The 18771-nt window shown below is 57.8% G+C and carries 15 protein-coding genes, 1 tRNA gene and 1 pseudogene; 2 read left to right on the top strand and 15 right to left on the bottom strand.

The window, feature by feature from the left end:
* Positions 1-73 precede the first annotated feature (73 nt).
* The 11 genes from OZX74_RS03000 to rpmE all read right to left on the bottom strand — a co-directional run bounded on the left by OZX74_RS03000 (position 74) and on the right by rpmE (position 13120).
* Positions 74-712, bottom strand: coding sequence for a single-stranded DNA-binding protein (locus OZX74_RS03000; RefSeq protein ID WP_277157071.1), 639 nt, complete (start codon positions 710-712; stop codon positions 74-76).
* 490 nt (positions 713-1202) lie between these two features.
* Positions 1203-2051, bottom strand: coding sequence for a 3-hydroxyacyl-CoA dehydrogenase (locus OZX74_RS02995; RefSeq protein WP_277157070.1), 849 nt, complete (start codon positions 2049-2051; stop codon positions 1203-1205).
* A 307-nt stretch (positions 2052-2358) separates the two neighbouring features.
* Entirely contained in the window at positions 2359-4173 is a 1815-nt protein-coding gene (locus OZX74_RS02990) for a proline--tRNA ligase (RefSeq protein ID WP_277157394.1), read from the bottom strand.
* A gap of 148 nt (positions 4174-4321) precedes the next feature.
* Complete coding sequence (locus OZX74_RS02985) at positions 4322-5737, bottom strand: PIF1 family DEAD/DEAH box helicase (RefSeq protein WP_277157069.1); 1416 nt, start codon at positions 5735-5737, stop codon at positions 4322-4324.
* A 169-nt stretch (positions 5738-5906) separates the two neighbouring features.
* Positions 5907-6557, bottom strand: a complete 651-nt coding sequence (orn, locus tag OZX74_RS02980; RefSeq protein WP_277157068.1) for an oligoribonuclease — start codon at positions 6555-6557, stop codon at positions 5907-5909.
* 460 nt (positions 6558-7017) lie between these two features.
* Positions 7018-8568, bottom strand: coding sequence for an IMP dehydrogenase (gene guaB / locus OZX74_RS02975; protein ID WP_277157067.1), 1551 nt, complete (start codon positions 8566-8568; stop codon positions 7018-7020).
* Between the two features lie 48 nt (positions 8569-8616).
* Entirely contained in the window at positions 8617-9765 is a 1149-nt protein-coding gene (locus tag OZX74_RS02970; protein WP_277157066.1) for an MraY family glycosyltransferase, read from the bottom strand.
* Complete coding sequence (locus OZX74_RS02965; protein WP_277157065.1) at positions 9762-10424, bottom strand: L-threonylcarbamoyladenylate synthase; 663 nt, start codon at positions 10422-10424, stop codon at positions 9762-9764. The genes OZX74_RS02970 and OZX74_RS02965 overlap by 4 nt, the downstream gene beginning before the upstream one ends.
* Positions 10425-10604: 180 nt before the next feature.
* Complete coding sequence (gene prmC / locus OZX74_RS02960; RefSeq protein WP_277157064.1) at positions 10605-11678, bottom strand: peptide chain release factor N(5)-glutamine methyltransferase; 1074 nt, start codon at positions 11676-11678, stop codon at positions 10605-10607.
* 15 nt (positions 11679-11693) lie between these two features.
* The gene (prfA, locus tag OZX74_RS02955; RefSeq protein ID WP_277157063.1) at positions 11694-12782 is read right to left on the bottom strand and encodes a peptide chain release factor 1; all 1089 of its coding nucleotides are present in this window, start codon (positions 12780-12782) and stop codon (positions 11694-11696) included.
* A gap of 125 nt (positions 12783-12907) precedes the next feature.
* Positions 12908-13120, bottom strand: a complete 213-nt coding sequence (gene rpmE, locus OZX74_RS02950) for a 50S ribosomal protein L31 (protein ID WP_277146457.1) — start codon at positions 13118-13120, stop codon at positions 12908-12910.
* 310 nt (positions 13121-13430) lie between these two features.
* Between rpmE and OZX74_RS02945 the strand changes: the two genes are divergently transcribed.
* Positions 13431-13691, top strand: coding sequence for a hypothetical protein (locus tag OZX74_RS02945; RefSeq protein WP_277157062.1), 261 nt, complete (start codon positions 13431-13433; stop codon positions 13689-13691).
* A gap of 9 nt (positions 13692-13700) precedes the next feature.
* On the opposite strand, the gene OZX74_RS02940 is transcribed toward OZX74_RS02945, so the two are convergent.
* The 3 genes from OZX74_RS02940 to OZX74_RS02930 form a co-directional block, all read right to left on the bottom strand.
* Positions 13701-13774 (bottom strand) — tRNA-Ile (locus OZX74_RS02940).
* A 167-nt stretch (positions 13775-13941) separates the two neighbouring features.
* Positions 13942-14541, bottom strand: coding sequence for an ECF transporter S component (locus tag OZX74_RS02935; RefSeq protein ID WP_277157061.1), 600 nt, complete (start codon positions 14539-14541; stop codon positions 13942-13944).
* A gap of 375 nt (positions 14542-14916) precedes the next feature.
* On the bottom strand, positions 14917-16140 hold the full coding sequence (locus tag OZX74_RS02930; protein ID WP_277157060.1) for an ROK family protein: 1224 nt from the start codon (positions 16138-16140) through the stop codon (positions 14917-14919).
* 191 nt (positions 16141-16331) lie between these two features.
* Between OZX74_RS02930 and OZX74_RS02925 the strand changes: the two genes are divergently transcribed.
* Positions 16332-17852 carry an FGGY family carbohydrate kinase gene (locus tag OZX74_RS02925; protein WP_277157059.1) on the top strand — a complete coding sequence of 507 codons (1521 nt, stop codon included), beginning with the start codon at positions 16332-16334 and terminating at the stop codon, positions 17850-17852.
* Positions 17853-17859: 7 nt separating this feature from the next.
* Here OZX74_RS02925 and OZX74_RS02920 read toward each other — a convergent pair.
* Positions 17860-18503, bottom strand: a pseudogene (locus OZX74_RS02920) (sugar O-acetyltransferase).
* Positions 18504-18771: the final 268 nt, after the last annotated feature.

Raw genomic sequence — 18771 nt, 5'->3', positions numbered from 1 at the left:
TTGAATATGGCCTTAAATTTGTGGCCGGAGCACGTCATCATGCTCCGGCCACTTTCTTATTGCGTCCCGTCAATTATCCGACCGATGCCACCAATCGATCTGCGCCGGTATGCCCTTCAAACACCTCGCTTGCATTCCACGGGTCTTCGCCGGGTTCATCCTCAAACTCCCGATTATTGCCTGAATCACGACCGGTCATGGCATTGTCTTGGTCGCCATTGCGGCTTTCAGCAACATCTTGATTACCGTCAGGCATAGCACCATGCTCTTCCTGAACAGCAGTCTCGCCTTGCGGCGGCTCCGACCCGGCGGACTCGGTGCCATGCGCATTCCCCTGTTCCTTCACGCCAGGTCTCACCCTCTGGAAAACGGAAATGCCGAAGCTCAGGTCATGGCCTACGCTGGTCGCTTCCATCACCATTCTGCTGTGTTTGGTGCCGTCCCGGGTCCACTCCTCGGTTGCCAGATTTCCGGTGGCGATGACCGGATCGCCCTTCTTGAGGCTGGAAAGCACGTTTTCGGCCAGTTGGCGGAACACCTTGACATTGATCCATGTCGTTGGCCTATCCCGCCATTCGTTGACTGCGGGATTGAAATATCTCGTCGTGCAACCTATCCTGAACGATGCGGCAGCCGGACCTCCCTCCCTGCCGAAACTCTGCGGGTTTGCACCCATGAATCCTGAAATCGTCACCGTACCTTGCTGTGCCATCGGCTCTGCTCCCTTGAAAAGCAATGCTTATTATCGTGGACTGCGGGATACGTCACCGACAATGGAGTCCAACCGCATTCGCAACCGGATTCCAGCGCTGAAATCGGTTCAAGACGCACCCCGCGGTTCTTCCAGTATGCGCAACGAAGCCAATGGTTTGCAAGCCAAAACGGGTCCTGTGGTCGAACGTCCGGGGTCCCGGCGTGTTGTGGATGGAATGTGGATGAAAAAGACAGTATCCACAGCGAAATCCGAAATGTGCACAATACAATCAGGCGCAATCGTCAGGTATCAAAACCAAACGAAGAATAATGAAAATGTAAGTATTACAGACAACAAGGCCGTCATGCCAAAAAGCACAACGCCACAGCTGGATTTCAGGAAAATATCAATTGAGAGAACAACTACAGGTATTGGGATTCCTGAAGCAGCAAGGAATCCCAATACATACTACTTTGAGGCCAAAGGCATCGAAAAGATGACGAATCACTCAGTCATAGTCATAGAAACCGTGACCGGCGATCTTGCCCATGCGGCCCTTGTCGATGTAATCCTCCTTCAGACGGCGAGCGAACTCCTTCTTGACCGGATCGGTGGCGTCCTTGTTGAGGTTGTAGGGGGTCATCATGCCGACGGTGTCGTAGATTTGGAACGGGCCGGAGGGGGCACCGGTGGCGATACGCCAGGTCTTGTCGATGTCCTCGAACGAGGCCACGTCGCGGACCCACAGGTCGGCTGCGGCGTCGAGCAGCGGCACCAGCAACGAGTTGAGCACATAGCCCGGCTGCTCCTTCTTGATGCGGATCGGGACCATGCCGATCTCTTCGGCGAACTTGGCGACTTCCTCGAAGACAGCCGGATCGGTCTTAGGCTGCACCATCACCTCGCCGGTATTGTACTTCCACACCTCATTGGCGAAATGCAGGCACAGGAATTTCTCAGGACGATCGGTGAACGGCGCGATCTTGCTCGGCGGCAAGGTCGAGGAATTGGTGCAGAAAATCGTTTTGGCCGGCGCGTTCTCGCTGACCTTCTTCCACGTATCCTGTTTGATGTCAAGACGCTCCGGAACCGCTTCGATGACGATATCGGCATCCTTGAGAGCCTCCTTGATGTCGGCCGTCGTACGGATACGAGAGACTGCGGCATCGAGCTTCTCATCGGTCGCATCAGGAATATCGCGTTTGTACTGCTTCTTCAGATATTCCCAGCGCTCGGGAAGGCCGGCCAAAATCTCGTCACTGATATCGTAGGCGACAACATCCTTGCCCTTGTATGCCGACTGGAAAATAATCTGCGAGCCGAGGACGCCTGTGCCCAAAACGGTAAGATTCTGCATTGATTTCTTCTTTCGTTGTCATCGCCGCAGATTGCCTTGTAACCAATACGCAGCGACTTATATATTCGGCAAATGCATCAATCCTCGATGCCGCTCCGAATCCGTACATCTTTTATTCTACAGAAATGCGCATCTTTTATGCTACAGAGAATATGGCTAATATCACATTTGGATCACTGATTGGCTAGAATTGTTCCCTATTTCATATATTTCATTATAACTTATTGAGTTCAATCAGTGCTGAAACGAAAATGTGGCTGCCTCCAACAATAGGAAACAGCCACACCTATTTACGAACAGGCACGATTCAGAGCATTGCCTGGTATCGTTCGGACAAAGTATCAGCAGCCTTATCCGCTTCAACTTTCACCGCGTTATCGCCATTGCGATCGCGCACCTCGATGGTGCCGTCGTTCAGGTAATCGCGGCCGACCACGGCGATCAGCGGCACGCCGAGCAGCTCGGCATCCTTGAACTTGACGCCGGGCGAGACCTTCTTGCGGTCGTCGTAGATGACCTCAAGCCCCTTGGCCTCAAGCGCTTCGACCAGCTTCTCGGCACCATCGAACGCCTCATCTTTCTTGCCGGTGGCCACAACGTGCACCGCGGCAGGAGCGATGTTGACCGGCCATGCCAGGCCCTTCTCATCGTGATGGGTTTCGGCGATGCAGGCCATGACGCGCGAGACGCCGATGCCATAGCTGCCCATCCACACCGGAACCGCCTTGCCGTTCTGGTTCAAGACCTTCAGGCCGAGCGCCTCGGAATACTTGAGACCGAGCTGGAATACCTGTCCGATCTCCACGCCACGCTCGAAGCTCAGCGGGCCTGAGCCGTCCGGGCTCATGTCGCCATCACGAACTTCAGTCGCCTCGACGGTGCCATCGACCTTGAAATCGCGGCCATAGACCATGTCGAAGGCATCCACACCGAGCTTGTCGCCGCCGGTGACCCACGCCGATCCCTTGGCGATATGCGCGTCGACCAGATAGCGCACCGGATCCTTGATAGTCGAACCTTCAACGCGCGCCTGCGGACCAAGCACGTTCGGCCCGATATAGCCCTTGACCAGTTCCGGATGCGCCTTCAAATCGGCCTCGTTGGCCTCTTCGATCTCGGCAGGGGCGAACTGCGCCTCCAGCCTCTTCATATCGACCTGGCGGTCGCCGGGCAGCGCCACGACGACGACTTCGCGCCAAGGCTTGCGATGCTCTTCGTTCTCGTCATCGGGTTCGCCGGGGTGTTTCACCGCGATGACCACGTTCTTGAGCATATCGGTGGCGGCCCATTGGCGGCCATCCTCGCGCGGATACAGCTTGTTGCACTGTGCGACCATCTCGTCGACACTACCTGCATCCGGCAAATCCTTGAGGCTCATCGCCGGGGTCTTGGAGCAATCCACAGCCGGCACCTCAGGGGTGGTCAGCGCTTCGACGTTCCACGCCTTGCCGCTCGGGGCCTTGGCGAAAGTGTCCTCGCCGATGGCCATCGGGGAAAGGAACTCCTGCGATTCGAAGCCGCCCATCGGCCCGGAAACCGCATGCACCATGATGTAGCCCAGGTCGAGGCGCTGGAAGATGCGCTCGTACGCGTCACGCTCCTCGACGTAGGCCTTCTTCAAGCCGTCCTCATCGATGGTGAAGGAATAGCCGTCCTCCATGATGAACTCGCGGCCGCGCACCAGCCCTGCACGCGGGCGGAACTCGTCGCGGTACTTGGTCTGGATCTGATAGAGGGTGACCGGCAGATCCTTGTACGAGGAATACATGTCCTTGACTAGCAGGGTGAACATTTCCTCGTGTGTCGGAGCCAGAAGATAATCGGCTTCGTGGCGATCCTTCAGGCGGAAGATGTTCTCGCCGTATTCCTCCCAACGGTGCGTGGCCTCGTACGGCTCTTTGGGCAGCAGAGCCGGGAAATGGACTTCCTGGCCGCCGATGCCGTCGACCTCTTCACGGACCACGGCCTCGATTTTATTGAGAACTTTCAGACCCAGCGGCAGCCAGGTCCAGATGCCGGGCGCGGCCTTGCGGATATAGCCCGCGCGTTGGAGAAGACGTGCCGAATCAACGTCGGCGTCGGCGGGGTCCTCACGCAGCGTGCGCAGGAACATGGTGGACATACGAAGTGCTTTTGTCATGGTTCCTAAATTATTCGCGCGAGCCGACATTGACGACGTTACGACACAGTGATTAACCGTTATTTTCAGACCACCAAATAATGGATATGATGCTAGCCATTCGATATCAGTGATTATGAGTCGAAACGACTTAGAACAACTCGTCCTGGGCGAACTCATCGTCGCCGTCGGGCAATTGGCCGGATGCCTGCTTGGTGAAGGCTTCGGCCCCCTCGGCTTCAAGGCGGGCGCAAGAGGCTTTGGAATTGTCGCGCAACTGACCGTCCAGCAAGACGGCATCAGGCGAGACCATGAACGCGCGTTCGCTGATGTCATCAAGATAGAGCCCATCGAGATTCTCCACTCGCGAAAGCGCAACGTAGCCCATGCCCGGCGCGAAGGTGCGGCGCAGGTTCATCACGGCGCGGTCGAGCGTCATACCCTGTGACTTGTGGATGGTGATGGCCCACGCGCAGCGCAATGGCACTTGTTTGACACTGGCCAGTATGGTTTCGCCGTCCATCATGTCCCACGAAGCCTGCTTCATGGTCACGGTATTGCCGTTTTCGAAGGCGACGATGGGCCATCCGCCTTTGGCCTGCGAGACGAAGCCCTCCACTTTGCCGATCGAACCGTTGACATACTGATGATCGGCGTCATTGCGTAAGGCCATCACGGCCGCACCGGTTTTGAGCTCAAGCTTTTCAGGAGCGAGCATGTTCTTTTTGAGACGTTTGACCAAGTCCGCCGGTCCCGCCGACTCGGCAACATATTCGTGGGTTTCATCGTGAATCTGCGAAAGCCGCAGATCGTTCAACGTGTCGGCCTGCTTGTTGACAGGGAACAGATGAACGGCCACTTCCCCGTCAGCCGGCGACTTGCCCATACGCTCAGCGAGCACATCGTGATCTTCCTGGGTGACGCCGCCCTCACGGATGTCGGTAAGGACGGTGAGCAATTGGCCATCGTCCTGACGGTGCTGTTCGGTGAGATAGCAGACCACTGGGTTAAGTTCGTCCCAGACCAACGATTCGGTGACGAAGCCATCGGCGTCCTTGCCTGCATCGGCATAGCGCTGACGGGACATGAGGAATTCGGGGCTCGGTGGCAATGCGTCACGTCCACGGAATGATTTACGAACCGGCGGCAACTGGAAGAAATCACCGGAGAGCACGACCTGCAGGCCGCCGAACGGCTCCGGGCTGTGCCGCAACGCCCGGCAGACGTCATCGACCATGTCGAACAGCCATGCGGGCAGCATCGAGACCTCATCGATGACGAGGATATCGGCTGCCTCGATCTTACGTTTGCGGCGCGCACGGATGCGCTTCATCAAGGCCGGCGTCATGACCTGCGAGACACCGACACCACTCCAGGAATGGATGGTCTGGCCGTTGATGTGCGTGGCGGCGATGCCGGTCGAAGCGGTTACGGCAACAGAAGCACCTTGAGCACGGGCCGAACGAATGAACTCGTTCAAGACATAGGTCTTACCGGCACCAGGAGCACCGGTGATGAACGCGTTCGCCCCCGCGCCGAGAATCGTCAGCGCTTCCGCCTGTTTCATGCCGTTCCTGCTTTCCTCATCATGTTACCGTCGTATCATCAACCCACATTGCGTTGAAAAGCAGAAAAACAAGCCCTCAAATCTGCTTTTTGACGCAAGTCCACATTCAAATGCGTTGAAAAGCAGATTATCACGGTGATTTTTCTGCTTTTCAACGCAGTCCTGGTTTCTACTTGTTGATCAGGCTCGTAGCCTCGATGTCGGCTTCGATCTTCTTGGCCTGCGCCTCGTCAGGGCCGGGAACCGGAGCCATGAAGGCCTCGCGGTAGTAGCGCAGTTCGTCGAGCGACTCTATGATGTCGTCAAGCGCGCGATGACCGCCGTTCTTGGGCGGACGGTTCATATAGACCGCCGGATACCAGCGACGAGCCAGCTCCTTCAAAGTACTCACATCCACGCTGCGATAATGCAGATGGCTCATGAGGTTCGGCATGTAATGGTCGAGGTACTTCTTGTCGCTGCCGATGGTGTTGCCGGCGAGCAGCGGCTTGACCCCTTCGGGCGTGAAGCGGGCGACGTACTCGGTGACCTTCTTTTCGGCATCGGCAAGGCTCAGGCCATGCTCCCATTCCTTGATCAGCCCGGAGCGGGTGTGCATCGCGCGCACAAAGTCACCCATGTGGTCGACAGCTTTCTGCGACGGCTTGATGACGTAGTCCACACCCTCATCGAGCACTTTCAGATTGAAATCGGTCGGCACTACGGAGACCTCGACCAGCTCGTCGCCGCCGAAGATATCGAGGCCGGTCATTTCGCAATCGATCCAGATCAGGCGGGAACCCTCCGCCGTATACGTCTCGTCATCCTGAGCATTCACCATAATATTGACCTTTCACTGCCACTAACAGAACTCTACACACTATCTCACATGGCTGACCGATAGCTACTAATCTGGTTTATTTACTTACTGACGTTGGTGGTCGGGGTATACAATGCTCGACACGCTCCGGGCTGAGCCGTTAAGCGGGAAGCCCTGTGGGCTTCCTGTAGGCGAAGTGAGCGCGATGTATCGAGCGCGAAGGCAAAATCTTCGATTTTGCAGGCCAAGTCTTTACGGTCTGACATCGCATATCCCCGCCCCCCCCAACTCAACGATAAATACCGATAAGAAGTCATGACTCCGAACAGTTACAGGCTGAAGATGAAGGAAGAGGCATGCTTTGCTCGGGCATAAGCTTGGCCGAACGGCCTTGAGTGTCCCGAGCGAAGTATGTCTCTTCCTCCATCGTGATGATAATTCCTCAATTAATTAAGAAATTCAGCACTTTAAATAATAGATATCACTCGTTGTGGAAACCGCTGTAGTTCGGGGCTTCGGCGGTCATCACGATGTCGTGCGGGTGCGATTCGCGCAGGCCGGCCGTGGTGATACGCACGAAGCGGCCCTTCTCGGCCATCTCCTTGATGTTGTGCGCGCCGATGTAGAACATCGACTGATGCAGGCCGCCGATGAGCTGGTAGAGCACCGCATTGAGGGAACCGCGATACGGCACCTCGCCTTCGACGCCCTCCGGGATGACTTTGTCGTTGCTGGTGACGTCGGCCTGGAAGTAGCGGTCCTTGGAGTAGGACTTCTTGCCGCGCGGGGCCATCGCGCCGAGCGAGCCCATGCCGCGGTAGAGCTTGTACTGCTTGCCGTGCAGGAAGACCTTCTCGCCCGGGGTCTCGTCGCAGCCGGCGAGCGCGCCGCCAAGCATGACCGTCGAGGCACCGGCCACCAAAGCCTTGGCGATGTCGCCGGAATAATGGATGCCACCGTCGGCGATGCAGGGCACACCGGCCGCACGGCAGACCTGAGCCGCGTCATAGACGGCGGTGAGCTGCGGGACGCCGACACCGGCGACCACGCGGGTGGTGCAGATGGAACCTGGACCGACACCGACCTTGACGGCATCGACACCGGCATCGATCATGGCCTGGGCGCCGGAGGCGGTCGCCACATTGCCGCCGATGATCTGCACGCCGTTGAAGGCGCGGTCCGACTTCAAGCGCTTGATCATGTCAAGGGCAAGATGGGCTTCGCCGTTGGCGGTATCGACAACGAGCACGTCGACGCCGGCCTCCATCAGGGCGCTGGCACGTGCCCACGCATCGCCCAGGAAGCCGATGCCAGCGGCCACGCGCAGACGGCCCTGGTCGTCCTTGGTGGCGTCCGGGTACTGTTCGGTCTTCACGAAGTCCTTGACGGTGATCAGACCGGCGAGCTTGCCGTCCTTGTCGACCAATGGCAGCTTCTCGACCTTGTGCTTGGCGAGCAGATCGTGCGCGTCTTCACGCGAGATGTCGGCAGGACCGGTGATAAGCCCTTCCTTGGTCATCACGTCACGAACCTTGAGCTTGTCGTAATCCGAAGCAGGAATGAAACGCATGTCACGGTTGGTGATGATGCCGAGCAGCTTGTTGTCGTTGTCGACGACAGGAAGGCCTGAAATATGGAAACGGCCACACAGCTTGTCGAGATCGGCAAGGGTGGCCTCGGGATTGACGGTGAGCGGGTCGGTGATCATACCCGATTCGCTGCGCTTGACGATATCGACCTGCGAGGCCTGATCGTCGATGGAAAGGTTGCGGTGCAGCACGCCGATGCCGCCGTTGCGCGCCATGGCAATGGCCATGTCGGATTCGGTGACAGTGTCCATGGCCGCCGAGATGGCGGGGACCTTCATGGTGATTTCGCGTGTCAGATGCGTAGTCGTATCGACCTGCGAGGGAATGACATCAGTCTCGTTGGGAAGCAACAAGACATCGTCATATGCCAGACCCATCTTCGCAAAGATAGGAGGTAGAGGATTGTAGGATGACTGGATATCAGATTGTGAGTTAATAGCCATATCACAACTATATGGGCGCGGGGTGACGAGCGACACCACGAGTTGCGATTACTGCTGTTTCCGGGAATGTCGTGCGTTTCGCGCGTGCGTATCCTCTTCCTTTTGCAGTTCAAGCCACCGCCGCATCAAGTACGGGGACAGCGTGCAGATCGTCAGAATCACGGCGGCGACGATCATGCCGATGGCCACATATTGCCAGCGCAGGAACAGAATCATGATCGAACCGAAGGAAATCAGCGCCGCCCATCCCCAAAGAATCAGTACGGCACCTTGGACGCTGTGCCCGATACGCAGCATCCGGTGATGCAAATGCATACGGTCGGGATGCATCGGCGATTGGCCTTTGCTGAGGCGACGGACGATGGCCAGGCACATGTCGAGAACGGGCAGGAACAGCACCAGAATCGGCAACAGAATCGGCATGAACGCCGGCAGATAGAGGCTGGTATGCACGGAAGCCGGGTCGAGATGACCGGTCATGATGATCGAGGCGCAAGTAATCATATAGCCCAAGAGCATCGAGCCGGAGTCCCCCATGAAGAGTTTGGCCGGATGCCAGTTATGCAGCAAAAAGCCGACGCAGATGCCGACCAAAGCGACGTCGAGCAACGTGGCCATCGACGCGTAACTCGGTGTGGCACGGGCGATGACATAGGAGTAGACGGCGAACGCGATGCCGCCGATGGCGACGATGCCGGAAGCGAGGCCGTCAAGCCCGTCGACGAAATTGACCGCATTGATCGAGGCGACAATCAGAAAAGCCGTGATGGCCATGGAAATGCTTGGGGAAGCGGTGACCAGCGAGCCGAACGGCAGAAAGATGATCTGTACGCCGCCCCACGCCACGAACACGGAAATCAAAAGCTGCCCGGCAAGTTTGAGCATCCAATCCAAGTCCCATAAATCGTCCGCCACCCCCAACAGGCAAATCAGCACCGCTCCCGCAAGGACGACCCACGCCTGATACGAACCGGCGAAAAGGCCTGAGATGAAAGGCATTTTGCTGGCGAAGACAATCGAGACCACCAGCCCAATGAGCATCGCCACCCCGCCCATGCGTGGGGTCGGCACCTTGTGCACATCACGGGCGCGGACCTCCCCCACCGCTCCGATCTCGATGGCCAGATGACGAACCAAGGGGGTAACCAGCCATGTGGCTCCTCCCGCAATCGCGGCGATGAACAGGTAGACTCTCACGCGTTCAGACTCCCGCCTTCGGCGCCTTGGAGCACGGCACGCACCTGGGCTGCCCTGATGACACCTTCACGAACGATCGAAATCCCGTCACGTTCGTTCGGATCGGCGGCGACCACAGTGCTGGCGACATGGCTCACCGTAGGCCCGCCGTCAAGATAGAGATCGACGTCGTCGCCAAGCGCCGCAACGGCTTCCTCAACACTTTGCGGGCTTTGACCACCACTGCGGTTCGCGCTGGAACAGGCCAAAGACCCGGTGGCACGCAAGGTTCTGAGACAGGCGTCGGAATCGGGTACACGCACGGCCTGGGTTTTGCTGCCGTTCATCTCATCGCGCAACGTGACCAGTTTCGACCCCGCCTGCGCCACAGCAATCGGCGAAAACGCACCGGGCAGAAAAGCCTTGGCGAGCCTGTCCAGCGGAACCGGCAGATAAAGATCGAGTCCTTCGAGATCATCGGTTGACGAAAGCAATATCTGCAAGGCCTTGTTGCGGGGGCGACGCTTCGCCTCGTAGATACGGCTTACGGCTTCAGCGCTGAACGGACTTGCGGCGACCCCGTAGACCGTATCGGTCGGCAATACGACAAGCCCGCCGTCTTTGACGATTCGGGCCGCCAAAGCCAGGGATCCATCATCGATTGCACGCACGTCACTCATATTGCCTCCGCCTTATCAAGTATGCCTTAATTGCACCATTGCGCCCCGACTTCACCAACAACACTACAAGTCGACGCCAATCCGCAGGGATTCGTCAAGCGTTTTACCGTGTCGTTCTGCAGATGCCGCGGAATCGATTCCTGCATTCGCCGATATGGCGACTCTGGGCAATGAAGAAAACTATGCTTTGATGGCGAAAAGATAACGGGGCCTGCCGGTGAAGTCTTCGCCGGTATGCGCCGTGCGGAAACCGTGGGCTCTGGCGAAGTCGGCAAGCAACCCGGCCTGCGAGATGTCATGCTCCATCACCAACGCCCCGCCGCTGCGCAACAGCTTCGCCGCTCGCAGGATGATCAGCTCGGGAATATCGGTTCCGTCCGCCGATCCGCCATAGAGAGCCATGTTCGGTTCGTGCTCACGCACCTCAGGCTGTTCGGGAATCTGGTCGAGCGGCACGTAAGGCGGGTTGGTGACCACTGCATCAACGGTGCCGTCCAATCGCGAAAGCATCACGGCATTCGTGGCATCGGCGTGGAAGAGGTGATAGTTATAACCCGCCAGCGAATGGTCTTTGAAGACCTTTTGCTCGTTACGTTTCGTCCATTTCAGGGCTTCTTCGTCCTTTTCCACGGCCCAGACCTCGCTGCCCGACACCTCGGTGACCAGCGAGAGGCCAATCGCCCCGCTGCCTGCGCACAGATCGACCAGACGGCTCGGCTTGATATGTTCGCGCGTCAGCCAGTCGATAGCCGCCTGCACCACGGTTTCGGTTTCAGGACGTGGAATGAAGACGCCCGGACCGACCTCAAGATCAAGATAGCGGAAGGGGGCGTGACCGACGATATATTGCAATGGCTCGCGTTGTTTGCGCCTGGCCAGCATAACCGCGAAACGGCGGATTGCGGCATCGTCGGCATCACTCAATGCATTGCTTTGTTCGGCATTGCGCGCATCAGAGACCTTGCCGGTCGCAGGGTCTGAGTCCGCAGCGGCGCTATCCTCACTCGGCTTATTGTCGGAATCGTCGCCATCAATGCGTTGTACGTTGACGCCTTGAGTCGAATCATCTGTTATTTCGCTATGCAATGGTGTATCCAGCAATATCGATTTTTCGACATCGCTAGGCGTCACCCCGAAAGCCTCGGCGAGCAACAGTTTTGCGTCATTTCGCGGCGTTTCAATGCCGGCGTCCTTCAACCAGCCAGCGGCTTCGCGCAATGTCTCGGAAGTCGAACGCGCCACGTATTCCGCCATTACCCTGCCCCTTGCTCAGTCGGCTTTGGCGAGACGCGCGGCCTCGTCGGCCTGGATGTCGCTGTCGATGACGGCTTGCAGGTCGCCATCGAGCACCTGGTCGAGGTTGTAGGCCTTGTAGTTGGTGCGGTGGTCGACGATACGGTTTTCAGGGAAATTGTAGGTGCGGATACGTTCGGACCGGTCGAGCGAACGCACCTGCGAATGGCGCATGTCGGCCGCTTCCTCGGCTTCCTTTTCGTGTTTCATCGCTAAAAGGCGGGATTTGAGCACACGCAGAGCCGCCGCACGATTCTGGATCTGCGACTTCTCATCCTGCATGCTCACCACGACGCCGGTGGGGATATGGGTCATACGCACCGCGGAATACGTGGTATTGACCGACTGACCGCCGGGGCCGGAACTCATGAAAATGTCGATTTTGAGGTCTTTGGGGTCGATCTCGATCTCATCGTCGTCCTCATCGGCCTCCGGGAAGACGATGACACCGGCCGCCGAGGTCTGGATGCGCCCCTGCGATTCGGTGACGGGGATGCGCTGCACGCGGTGTACGCCACCCTCATACTTGAGCGAGGCCCACACCCCGTCCTCGGGTGCCGGGTTTCCTTTGGCCCGGATGGCGACCTGCACGTCCTTGACGCCGCCGAGCTCGGTGGAGTTCTCGCTTTGGATGGTAGTCGACCAGCCGCGTTTTTCGGCATAACGTGTGTACATGCGCAGCAGATCGCCGGCGAACAGTGCGGCTTCTTCCCCACCGGTTCCGGCCTTGATTTCCATGATGGTATCGCGCACATCGTCGGGATCGCGCGGAATCAGAGCGCTGCGCAGTTTCTCTTCGGCTTGCGGCACCAATGCCTCGAGCCGTTTGGCCTCTTCGGCGAAGTCGGCGTCCTCACCGGCCATTTCCTTGGCGGCTTCGGCGTCCTCTTTGGCATGCTGCCAGGCACGATACGCCTCGACGATGCTGCCGAGCTCAGCATGGCGACGCCCCAGCTTGCGAATCGCCTTGGGGTCGGAGGCGACCTCGGGCTGACTCATCTGCCGCTCGATGTCTTGATACTCCTCCAACGCGCTCTGCGCTGCCGGGAATTGCTCGTCTGCCATGCAAAAGTCCTTTGATACACTATTCGAAATAGTAACGATTATCTATACAGCAATTGGGTATGAAAAACGCCAGCCCGGATCCGGGTCCGCAAACCCGAACCAGCGTGGCTGGCGAATGAAGAATGCTACTTGGTCTTCTTGCCGTAGCGCTTCTCGAAGCGGGCGACGCGGCCGCCGGTATCGAGAATCTTCTGCTTGCCCGTGTAGAACGGGTGGCAGTTTGCGCACACATCAACCGTCATGTGATCGCCCTTGGCGGTGCTGCGCGTAACGAAAGTATTGCCGCAAGAGCAGGTAACCTGCACTGCGTGATAATCGGGATGAATACCCTGCTTCATAATGTCTCCTAAGGAATTCAGGTGACCCGGGTCGCCTAACCCCGATGGCCAGACGTGAACCGGAACTTTGATATTCTATCAGCGAGCATTGACTTGGTTCGCTCTCAACCTGCCAAAACACCGGTGGGAAAAAGAACGATCTCAGTCACACGACGCTCGAAATGTACAACAATTATCGACAGCCTTTCATCCCGATTTCGTCTTTGGGCTGATTACCGGCTTTTACAGCACACCGTACATTCAATCGCACACCCGTCGGATTCCCTTGATACTTTGATGGTATCGACAAATCCACGCAAAGGAGCCAGAAATGACCGATATGCTGTATTTTGAAACGCACGGCAAGACCCACACGATGTATCTGCCCAACCACGAACGTGCCCTGCAAATCGAAGCGGACATCATGACCAATCCGTCCGGCATATTCCCCATTGAAATCGTCGTCGGCAAAAAGACCTATACGCTCTACATCAATCCCAAGGAATGGAGCTACTGGCAGTTCCTGGAGACAAAAAGCGGATTCAATGTCGCGCGCCAAGCCACTGAAATGCAGACGCCGATAAACCAGTAATGAAATAAGTGGGGCCTCAGGGGCTTGAACCCTGGACCGACGGATTATGAGTCCGCTGCTCTAACCGACTGAGCTAAAGCCCCACATTGGCCAGTGCCAACGATGTTAGTTTAGCAAACGCTCTGACCAGTGACTCGTCGGCGGGTTCAGGAATCGATATCGGACGTTATCGAGGCAGTCAGTCAAACAGCGAGCATGCTATCCGTCACCGAAAACACAACCTCACAGGGACAAGGCAAACCAGATGCGTTCAATTCCGCTTTCTGCTTCTCACCGCGCGACCGGAAGCGAAACGGTCCAACGCACCGGTTTTGGCGATGGCCAGATACAGGAACCAGCTCATCACCCCGGCAATGAATATGCCGCCGATGATTTCGCAGGTCATATGGGTCAAACCGCGCGCACTGACCAGGGCGACACCCTGCAAACGTGTGAGCAGAACATAAAAACCGTATTCCACCGCCGTCAGCGCACCGGAAACGACGGTCAGGCCAAGATTGAACTTCCGGTAACGGAAAATCGCGAACGGCACCTCCGCGAACAGGCCTTGCAGGAACGCCGAAAGAAAGACGAACGTGAAGGAATACTGGTTGCCGAACAGTGTTTCCGTCAGACTGCCGATGATGTCAACGTACATCGCGGCACCAGGTTTGCGGATAATCAGCAAGGCCAACGGGCCGGAGAAATACCAGAATGCGTGAAACAGGCTTGTGATGCCGGGAAGAACAGCCCGAAGCAGCGGGGCAATCCACGCATAGGCGAAATTGAATCCCCAGAAGAATACGCCGCAAGCCACACCCAGCGCCGCGCCAAGGGCGATGTCCGCAGCACGCCAACGCAAACGCGACACTTTGACTACCGGCGGATTTACGAACGAATCAGAACCGCGGTTTCGCCCTGCTGCCCCGTTTTGATTGTTCCGATCAACGGGAGAAGATTGATTGTCTGGTGAAGTTTCTGGTTTTTGGGCAGATTCGGCCACAGTGGTTCCTTGCATTCAAACTGTGCACAGCGTGTTGACCTCGACGTCCCTTGACCTGCACAGTTCGGGCGGAGACGCCAACCGCCACTCTATCAGCATCGGGTTTTCAGGCACACCCCCTGCGCTATCGACGCTGGTTATGGCCTACGCCAAATCGTTGATACCCCTTCAAAATCCTTGAAAAATCAAGTATTCACGCAGAAGAGACATTACAGAAATACGACAGAACAGCGGAAACCACAATCAGGAGTTCATGAACGCAAGCGGATTGTCTATGAACCTGCGCAACCCCACCTGTGCCGCACCCAAAAGCGCGGGCCTGGTATTGACGTCGGGCAGCAGCACACGCGGCTGGACTTCGGGATAGCTCAATATCTGCAACTCAAGCTCATGCCTGATCCGACGGGTCAGCGTCTTGCCGAACCTGTCCCAAAGGCCACCCAACACGACGGTATCGATGTCAAGGATATTGATGGCCGACGCAAGCACGGACACCAAGGCCCGAACCGCCCGATCGACCGCCGCCACAGTACGGTCGTCGTGCGCCTTGTATCTGGCCAGAACCTCGTCGACCTCCTCCATTCGTGTCGAAACCCCGGGTTCGGCGACGCCCGAAGCTTCCACCAAAGCCTTGCGTCCGGCGTACATTTCCAGGCATCCGCAGCGTCCGCAGGCGCATTGCGGACCATCAAGCGCGACGGAAACATGACCAAGCTCGCCGGCGAACCCGGAGTCGCCGCGGTCGACCTGCCCGTGACGAACCACGGCACCGCCGATGCCGATATCCGTGGAAATGTAGATGAACGAGTCGGTCGGACCAATCACGCTTTTCCCGCCTCTAGGCGTGGCATACCCGGGTATCTGCGCCAAGGCAGCCAGATTCGCCTCATTATCGGCGAGCGCATCCAAACGTTTGACGACATTGAAGCGCGAAAGCTCCAGCTGCTTCCAGCCGAGATTTTTGGCGGACAACAGGACCATATCGTCGGTGACCAGGCCGGGAAGCGCCAACACCGTGCCGACAACCTTCAAGCCCTTCTCGCTGATTTTCCGCTCACCAGCGCTTACCAGTTCGTCAAACTGGTCAAAGACCTCATCGGGATCGCTGCCCACCATGGATCGGCTCACCCAACGCTCGTCTACAACGGTCCCGTCAAGCGCGAGTATCGTGAAACCGTATCCATCGGTGTTGATCTGCAGTCCTATCGAGCAGTAACGTCGCCCGGAAATATTCAGCGGGGTGCTCGGCCTGCCATAGGTCGTGCCCGCGGCAACCGGCTTCCCCTCCTCGAGTGCCTCGGAAGCAATCAGCATGGGCACCAGAAGCGACATCGTGGCCTTCGTCAGTCCCGTGGATTTCGCAAGTTTGGCACGGCTCATCGGTTTTGGCGATTGGAGCAGCGTAGAGAGAACCACAGAAAGGTTGTGATTACGCAAATCATCCTGATTGATACTTTTCAGCGCCATGCCCGCCCACTTTCAAAGACATGTTCACTCTATCAGTCGGGGCGAAACACCGCGTAACAAAGGAACACACGGCGGCATTGCAATAATACATTGATTTAACTAATATGGATAATGAATAGTAGGTATACTGATTTCAGACGCGGCGGTACAGACACGTGGCAGTGCCCGGCGCATTTTGAAAGGCGGGAACAATGACCGAACAACAATCACCAAGCGGTTCCGCTCACACGACATTGGTGGCAGGAATCGACACCTCGACGCAATCGACCAAGGTCCGCGTCACCGACGCAGCCACAGGCGAGCTCGTTCGCTTCGGGCAGGCCAAACACCCCGACGGCACCAGCGTCGACCCGGAATACTGGTGGCAGGCCTTTCTCGAGGCCTCCAAGCAGGCCGGCGGCCTCGAGGACGTTTCAGCGTTGGCGGTCGGCGGGCAGCAGCACGGCATGGTGCTTCTCGACCAACGCGGACGGGTGATCCGTGACGCGCTGCTCTGGAACGACACGCGTTCGGCACCACAGGCGCAAAATCTCATCACACGCCTCGGCGCACCCGAACGCACCGGCGAGGACGAGCCGGAAGACGTGGCGGCACGCGGCAGACAACGTTGGGTCAAAGCCGTGGGTTCGTCGCCCGTCGCCTCATACACCTTGACCAAGCTGGCCTGGGTGGCCGAGAACGAGCCGGAGAACGCGGCGAGAATCGCGGCGATCTGCCTGCCGCACGACTGGCTGAGCTGGCGTATCGCGGGCTTTGGACCGGTCGAGGAAGGCGAGGACGCACATCTGGATGCCCTGTTCACCGACCGTTCCGACGCTTCGGGCACCATCTACTTCGACTCGGCCGGCAACACGTACCGTTACAATCTGATCGACATGGTTCTCGGCCGTCACGACGTCATCCTTCCCCAGGTGCTCGGCCCCCGCGACAGCGCGCCGGTCAAGGCCTCCCCCGCCGTCGCCGGCGCATCCGTGGACGGTGGCTGCATCATCGGGCCCGGCGGCGGCGACAACGCCATGGCCTCCCTGGGATTGGGCATGTCGGTAGGCGATGTGAGCGTTTCGCTAGGCACGTCGGGAGTGGCGGCGGCCATCGCCGAAAATCCGGTATACGATTTGAGCGGTGCGGTTTCCGGCTTCGCTGATTGCACCGGGCACTATCTGCCGCTCGCCTGCACCATCAACGGATCGCGTATTCTCGACGCCGGCTGCTCCGCATTGGGCGTGGACTACGACGAGCTGGGGCAGCTTGCCCTCGCCGCCGAACCGGGCGCGGGTGGCCTTACCCTGGTCCCCTATTTTGACGGCGAGCGCACCCCGAACCGGCCGGACGCTAATGCGACGCTGAGCGGCATGAGTCTGGCCAACACCACCAAGCAGAACTTCGCACGTGCTTTCGTCGAAGGTCTGCTTTGCTCGCAGCGCGATTGCCTGGAAATCATCAAGGGACTCGGCGGCAGTGTCAACCGTATCCTCCTGATCGGCGGGGGCGCGAAATCCGAAGCCGTACGCACTCTGGCTCCCGCGATTTTCGGCATGAGCGTCACCCGTCCCGCCACCGACGAATACGTCGCCATCGGCGCCGCCCGTCAGGCCGCATGGGTCTTAAGCGGGGAAGACAATCCCCCGCAATGGAATCTCAAGATCGACGGCACCGAAACCGCCGATCCGACCCCGCAGGTCTACGAGGCCTACGTCAGGGCGCGTGGCTGAGGATTAATCAAATCTCAGACACCCCGCCCATTGCCGCCTTCCACTCGTCAGCACTCCAGTCTTCCGGCACGTCATGGATGACTTTGCAGGGGTTGCCAACCGCGACACTGTTGGCGGGGATGTCGCGGACGACCACCGAACCGGCGCCGATGACACTATTGTCGCCGATGGTCACGCCCGGGCAGACCACAACGTTGCTGCCAAGCCATACATTGTTGCCGATGACTACGTCCTCGTTATGTTGCCAGCCTTGAAGACGCGGCTTGACGGGAACCGCATGGTTGGGCGTGCAGATGCTGCAGCGCGTGCCGATCAGGCAGTCCGAACCGATCGTTATCGGCCCTCCCCCACAATTAGCAGATCCATGTTGATGAATGTCCGCTCGCCAATCTTGAGCCCCAGCCCATAGTCCAGATGAATCGGCGGCCGAAAATCAACACCTTCTTGCGCTCCCGGCACGAGTTCGCGGAAAAGACGCATCGCTTCATCGGGATCATCGAAATAGATCCGGTTGATCTTCGCGCAGGTCGATTGCGATTGCCAGGTCAGTTTCGGCAGAATCTCGGACTTGCGGTACTGCAGCCATTCGTCGTTGAACAATTTCGCAAAATCCGGGTATTTCGCCTTGAGCTCTTCCACTTCATCTTCCATGATCCGCTTCAATCCTCACATTCATTATTTGCAATTGGCCCCTGACGCATCGACCATTGCGCGCGGGTCAACAGACAGCATTCGCTTGCCGCCAAAGATATGATATGGCCTTTGATCATATAAATCAAATGAATTAATTATATAAAGGGCAGACTTTATCAGAATTGTGTTCCTTGTCCTCGGCAAACAAAGTCAACCATAAAAATCGGATACCGAGCGGAATTCACTCGATACCCGATTTTCAACTGATCAGATCAGAGCCTTATTG

It is taken from the genome of Bifidobacterium sp. ESL0798, assembly GCF_029395415.1.
Lineage (GTDB): Bacteria > Actinomycetota > Actinomycetes > Actinomycetales > Bifidobacteriaceae > Bifidobacterium.
This window is presented reverse-complemented; position numbering and strand designations above follow the sequence as displayed.

Excerpts from the sequence above, each read along its gene's own strand:
- orn (WP_277157068.1), bottom strand. The coding sequence starts at position 6,557 with ATGGTGAATGCTCAGGATGACGAGACGTATACGGCGGAGGGTTCCCGC.
- prmC (WP_277157064.1), bottom strand. The coding sequence starts at position 11,678 with ATGGCGGAATACGTGGCGCGTTCGACTTCCGAGACATTGCGCGAAGCC.
- OZX74_RS02990 (WP_277157394.1), bottom strand. The coding sequence starts at position 4,173 with ATGTCCACCATGTTCCTGCGCACGCTGCGTGAGGACCCCGCCGACGCC.
- rpmE (WP_277146457.1), bottom strand. The coding sequence starts at position 13,120 with ATGAAGCAGGGTATTCATCCCGATTATCACGCAGTGCAGGTTACCTGC.
- OZX74_RS02985 (WP_277157069.1), bottom strand. The coding sequence starts at position 5,737 with ATGAAACAGGCGGAAGCGCTGACGATTCTCGGCGCGGGGGCGAACGCG.
- OZX74_RS02995 (WP_277157070.1), bottom strand. The coding sequence starts at position 2,051 with ATGCAGAATCTTACCGTTTTGGGCACAGGCGTCCTCGGCTCGCAGATT.
- OZX74_RS02925 (WP_277157059.1), top strand. The coding sequence starts at position 16,332 with ATGACCGAACAACAATCACCAAGCGGTTCCGCTCACACGACATTGGTG.
- guaB (WP_277157067.1), bottom strand. The coding sequence starts at position 8,568 with ATGGCTATTAACTCACAATCTGATATCCAGTCATCCTACAATCCTCTA.
- OZX74_RS03000 (WP_277157071.1), bottom strand. The coding sequence starts at position 712 with ATGGCACAGCAAGGTACGGTGACGATTTCAGGATTCATGGGTGCAAAC.
- prfA (WP_277157063.1), bottom strand. The coding sequence starts at position 12,782 with ATGGCAGACGAGCAATTCCCGGCAGCGCAGAGCGCGTTGGAGGAGTAT.
- OZX74_RS02965 (WP_277157065.1), bottom strand. The coding sequence starts at position 10,424 with ATGAGTGACGTGCGTGCAATCGATGATGGATCCCTGGCTTTGGCGGCC.
- OZX74_RS02945 (WP_277157062.1), top strand. The coding sequence starts at position 13,431 with ATGACCGATATGCTGTATTTTGAAACGCACGGCAAGACCCACACGATG.
- OZX74_RS02930 (WP_277157060.1), bottom strand. The coding sequence starts at position 16,140 with ATGGCGCTGAAAAGTATCAATCAGGATGATTTGCGTAATCACAACCTT.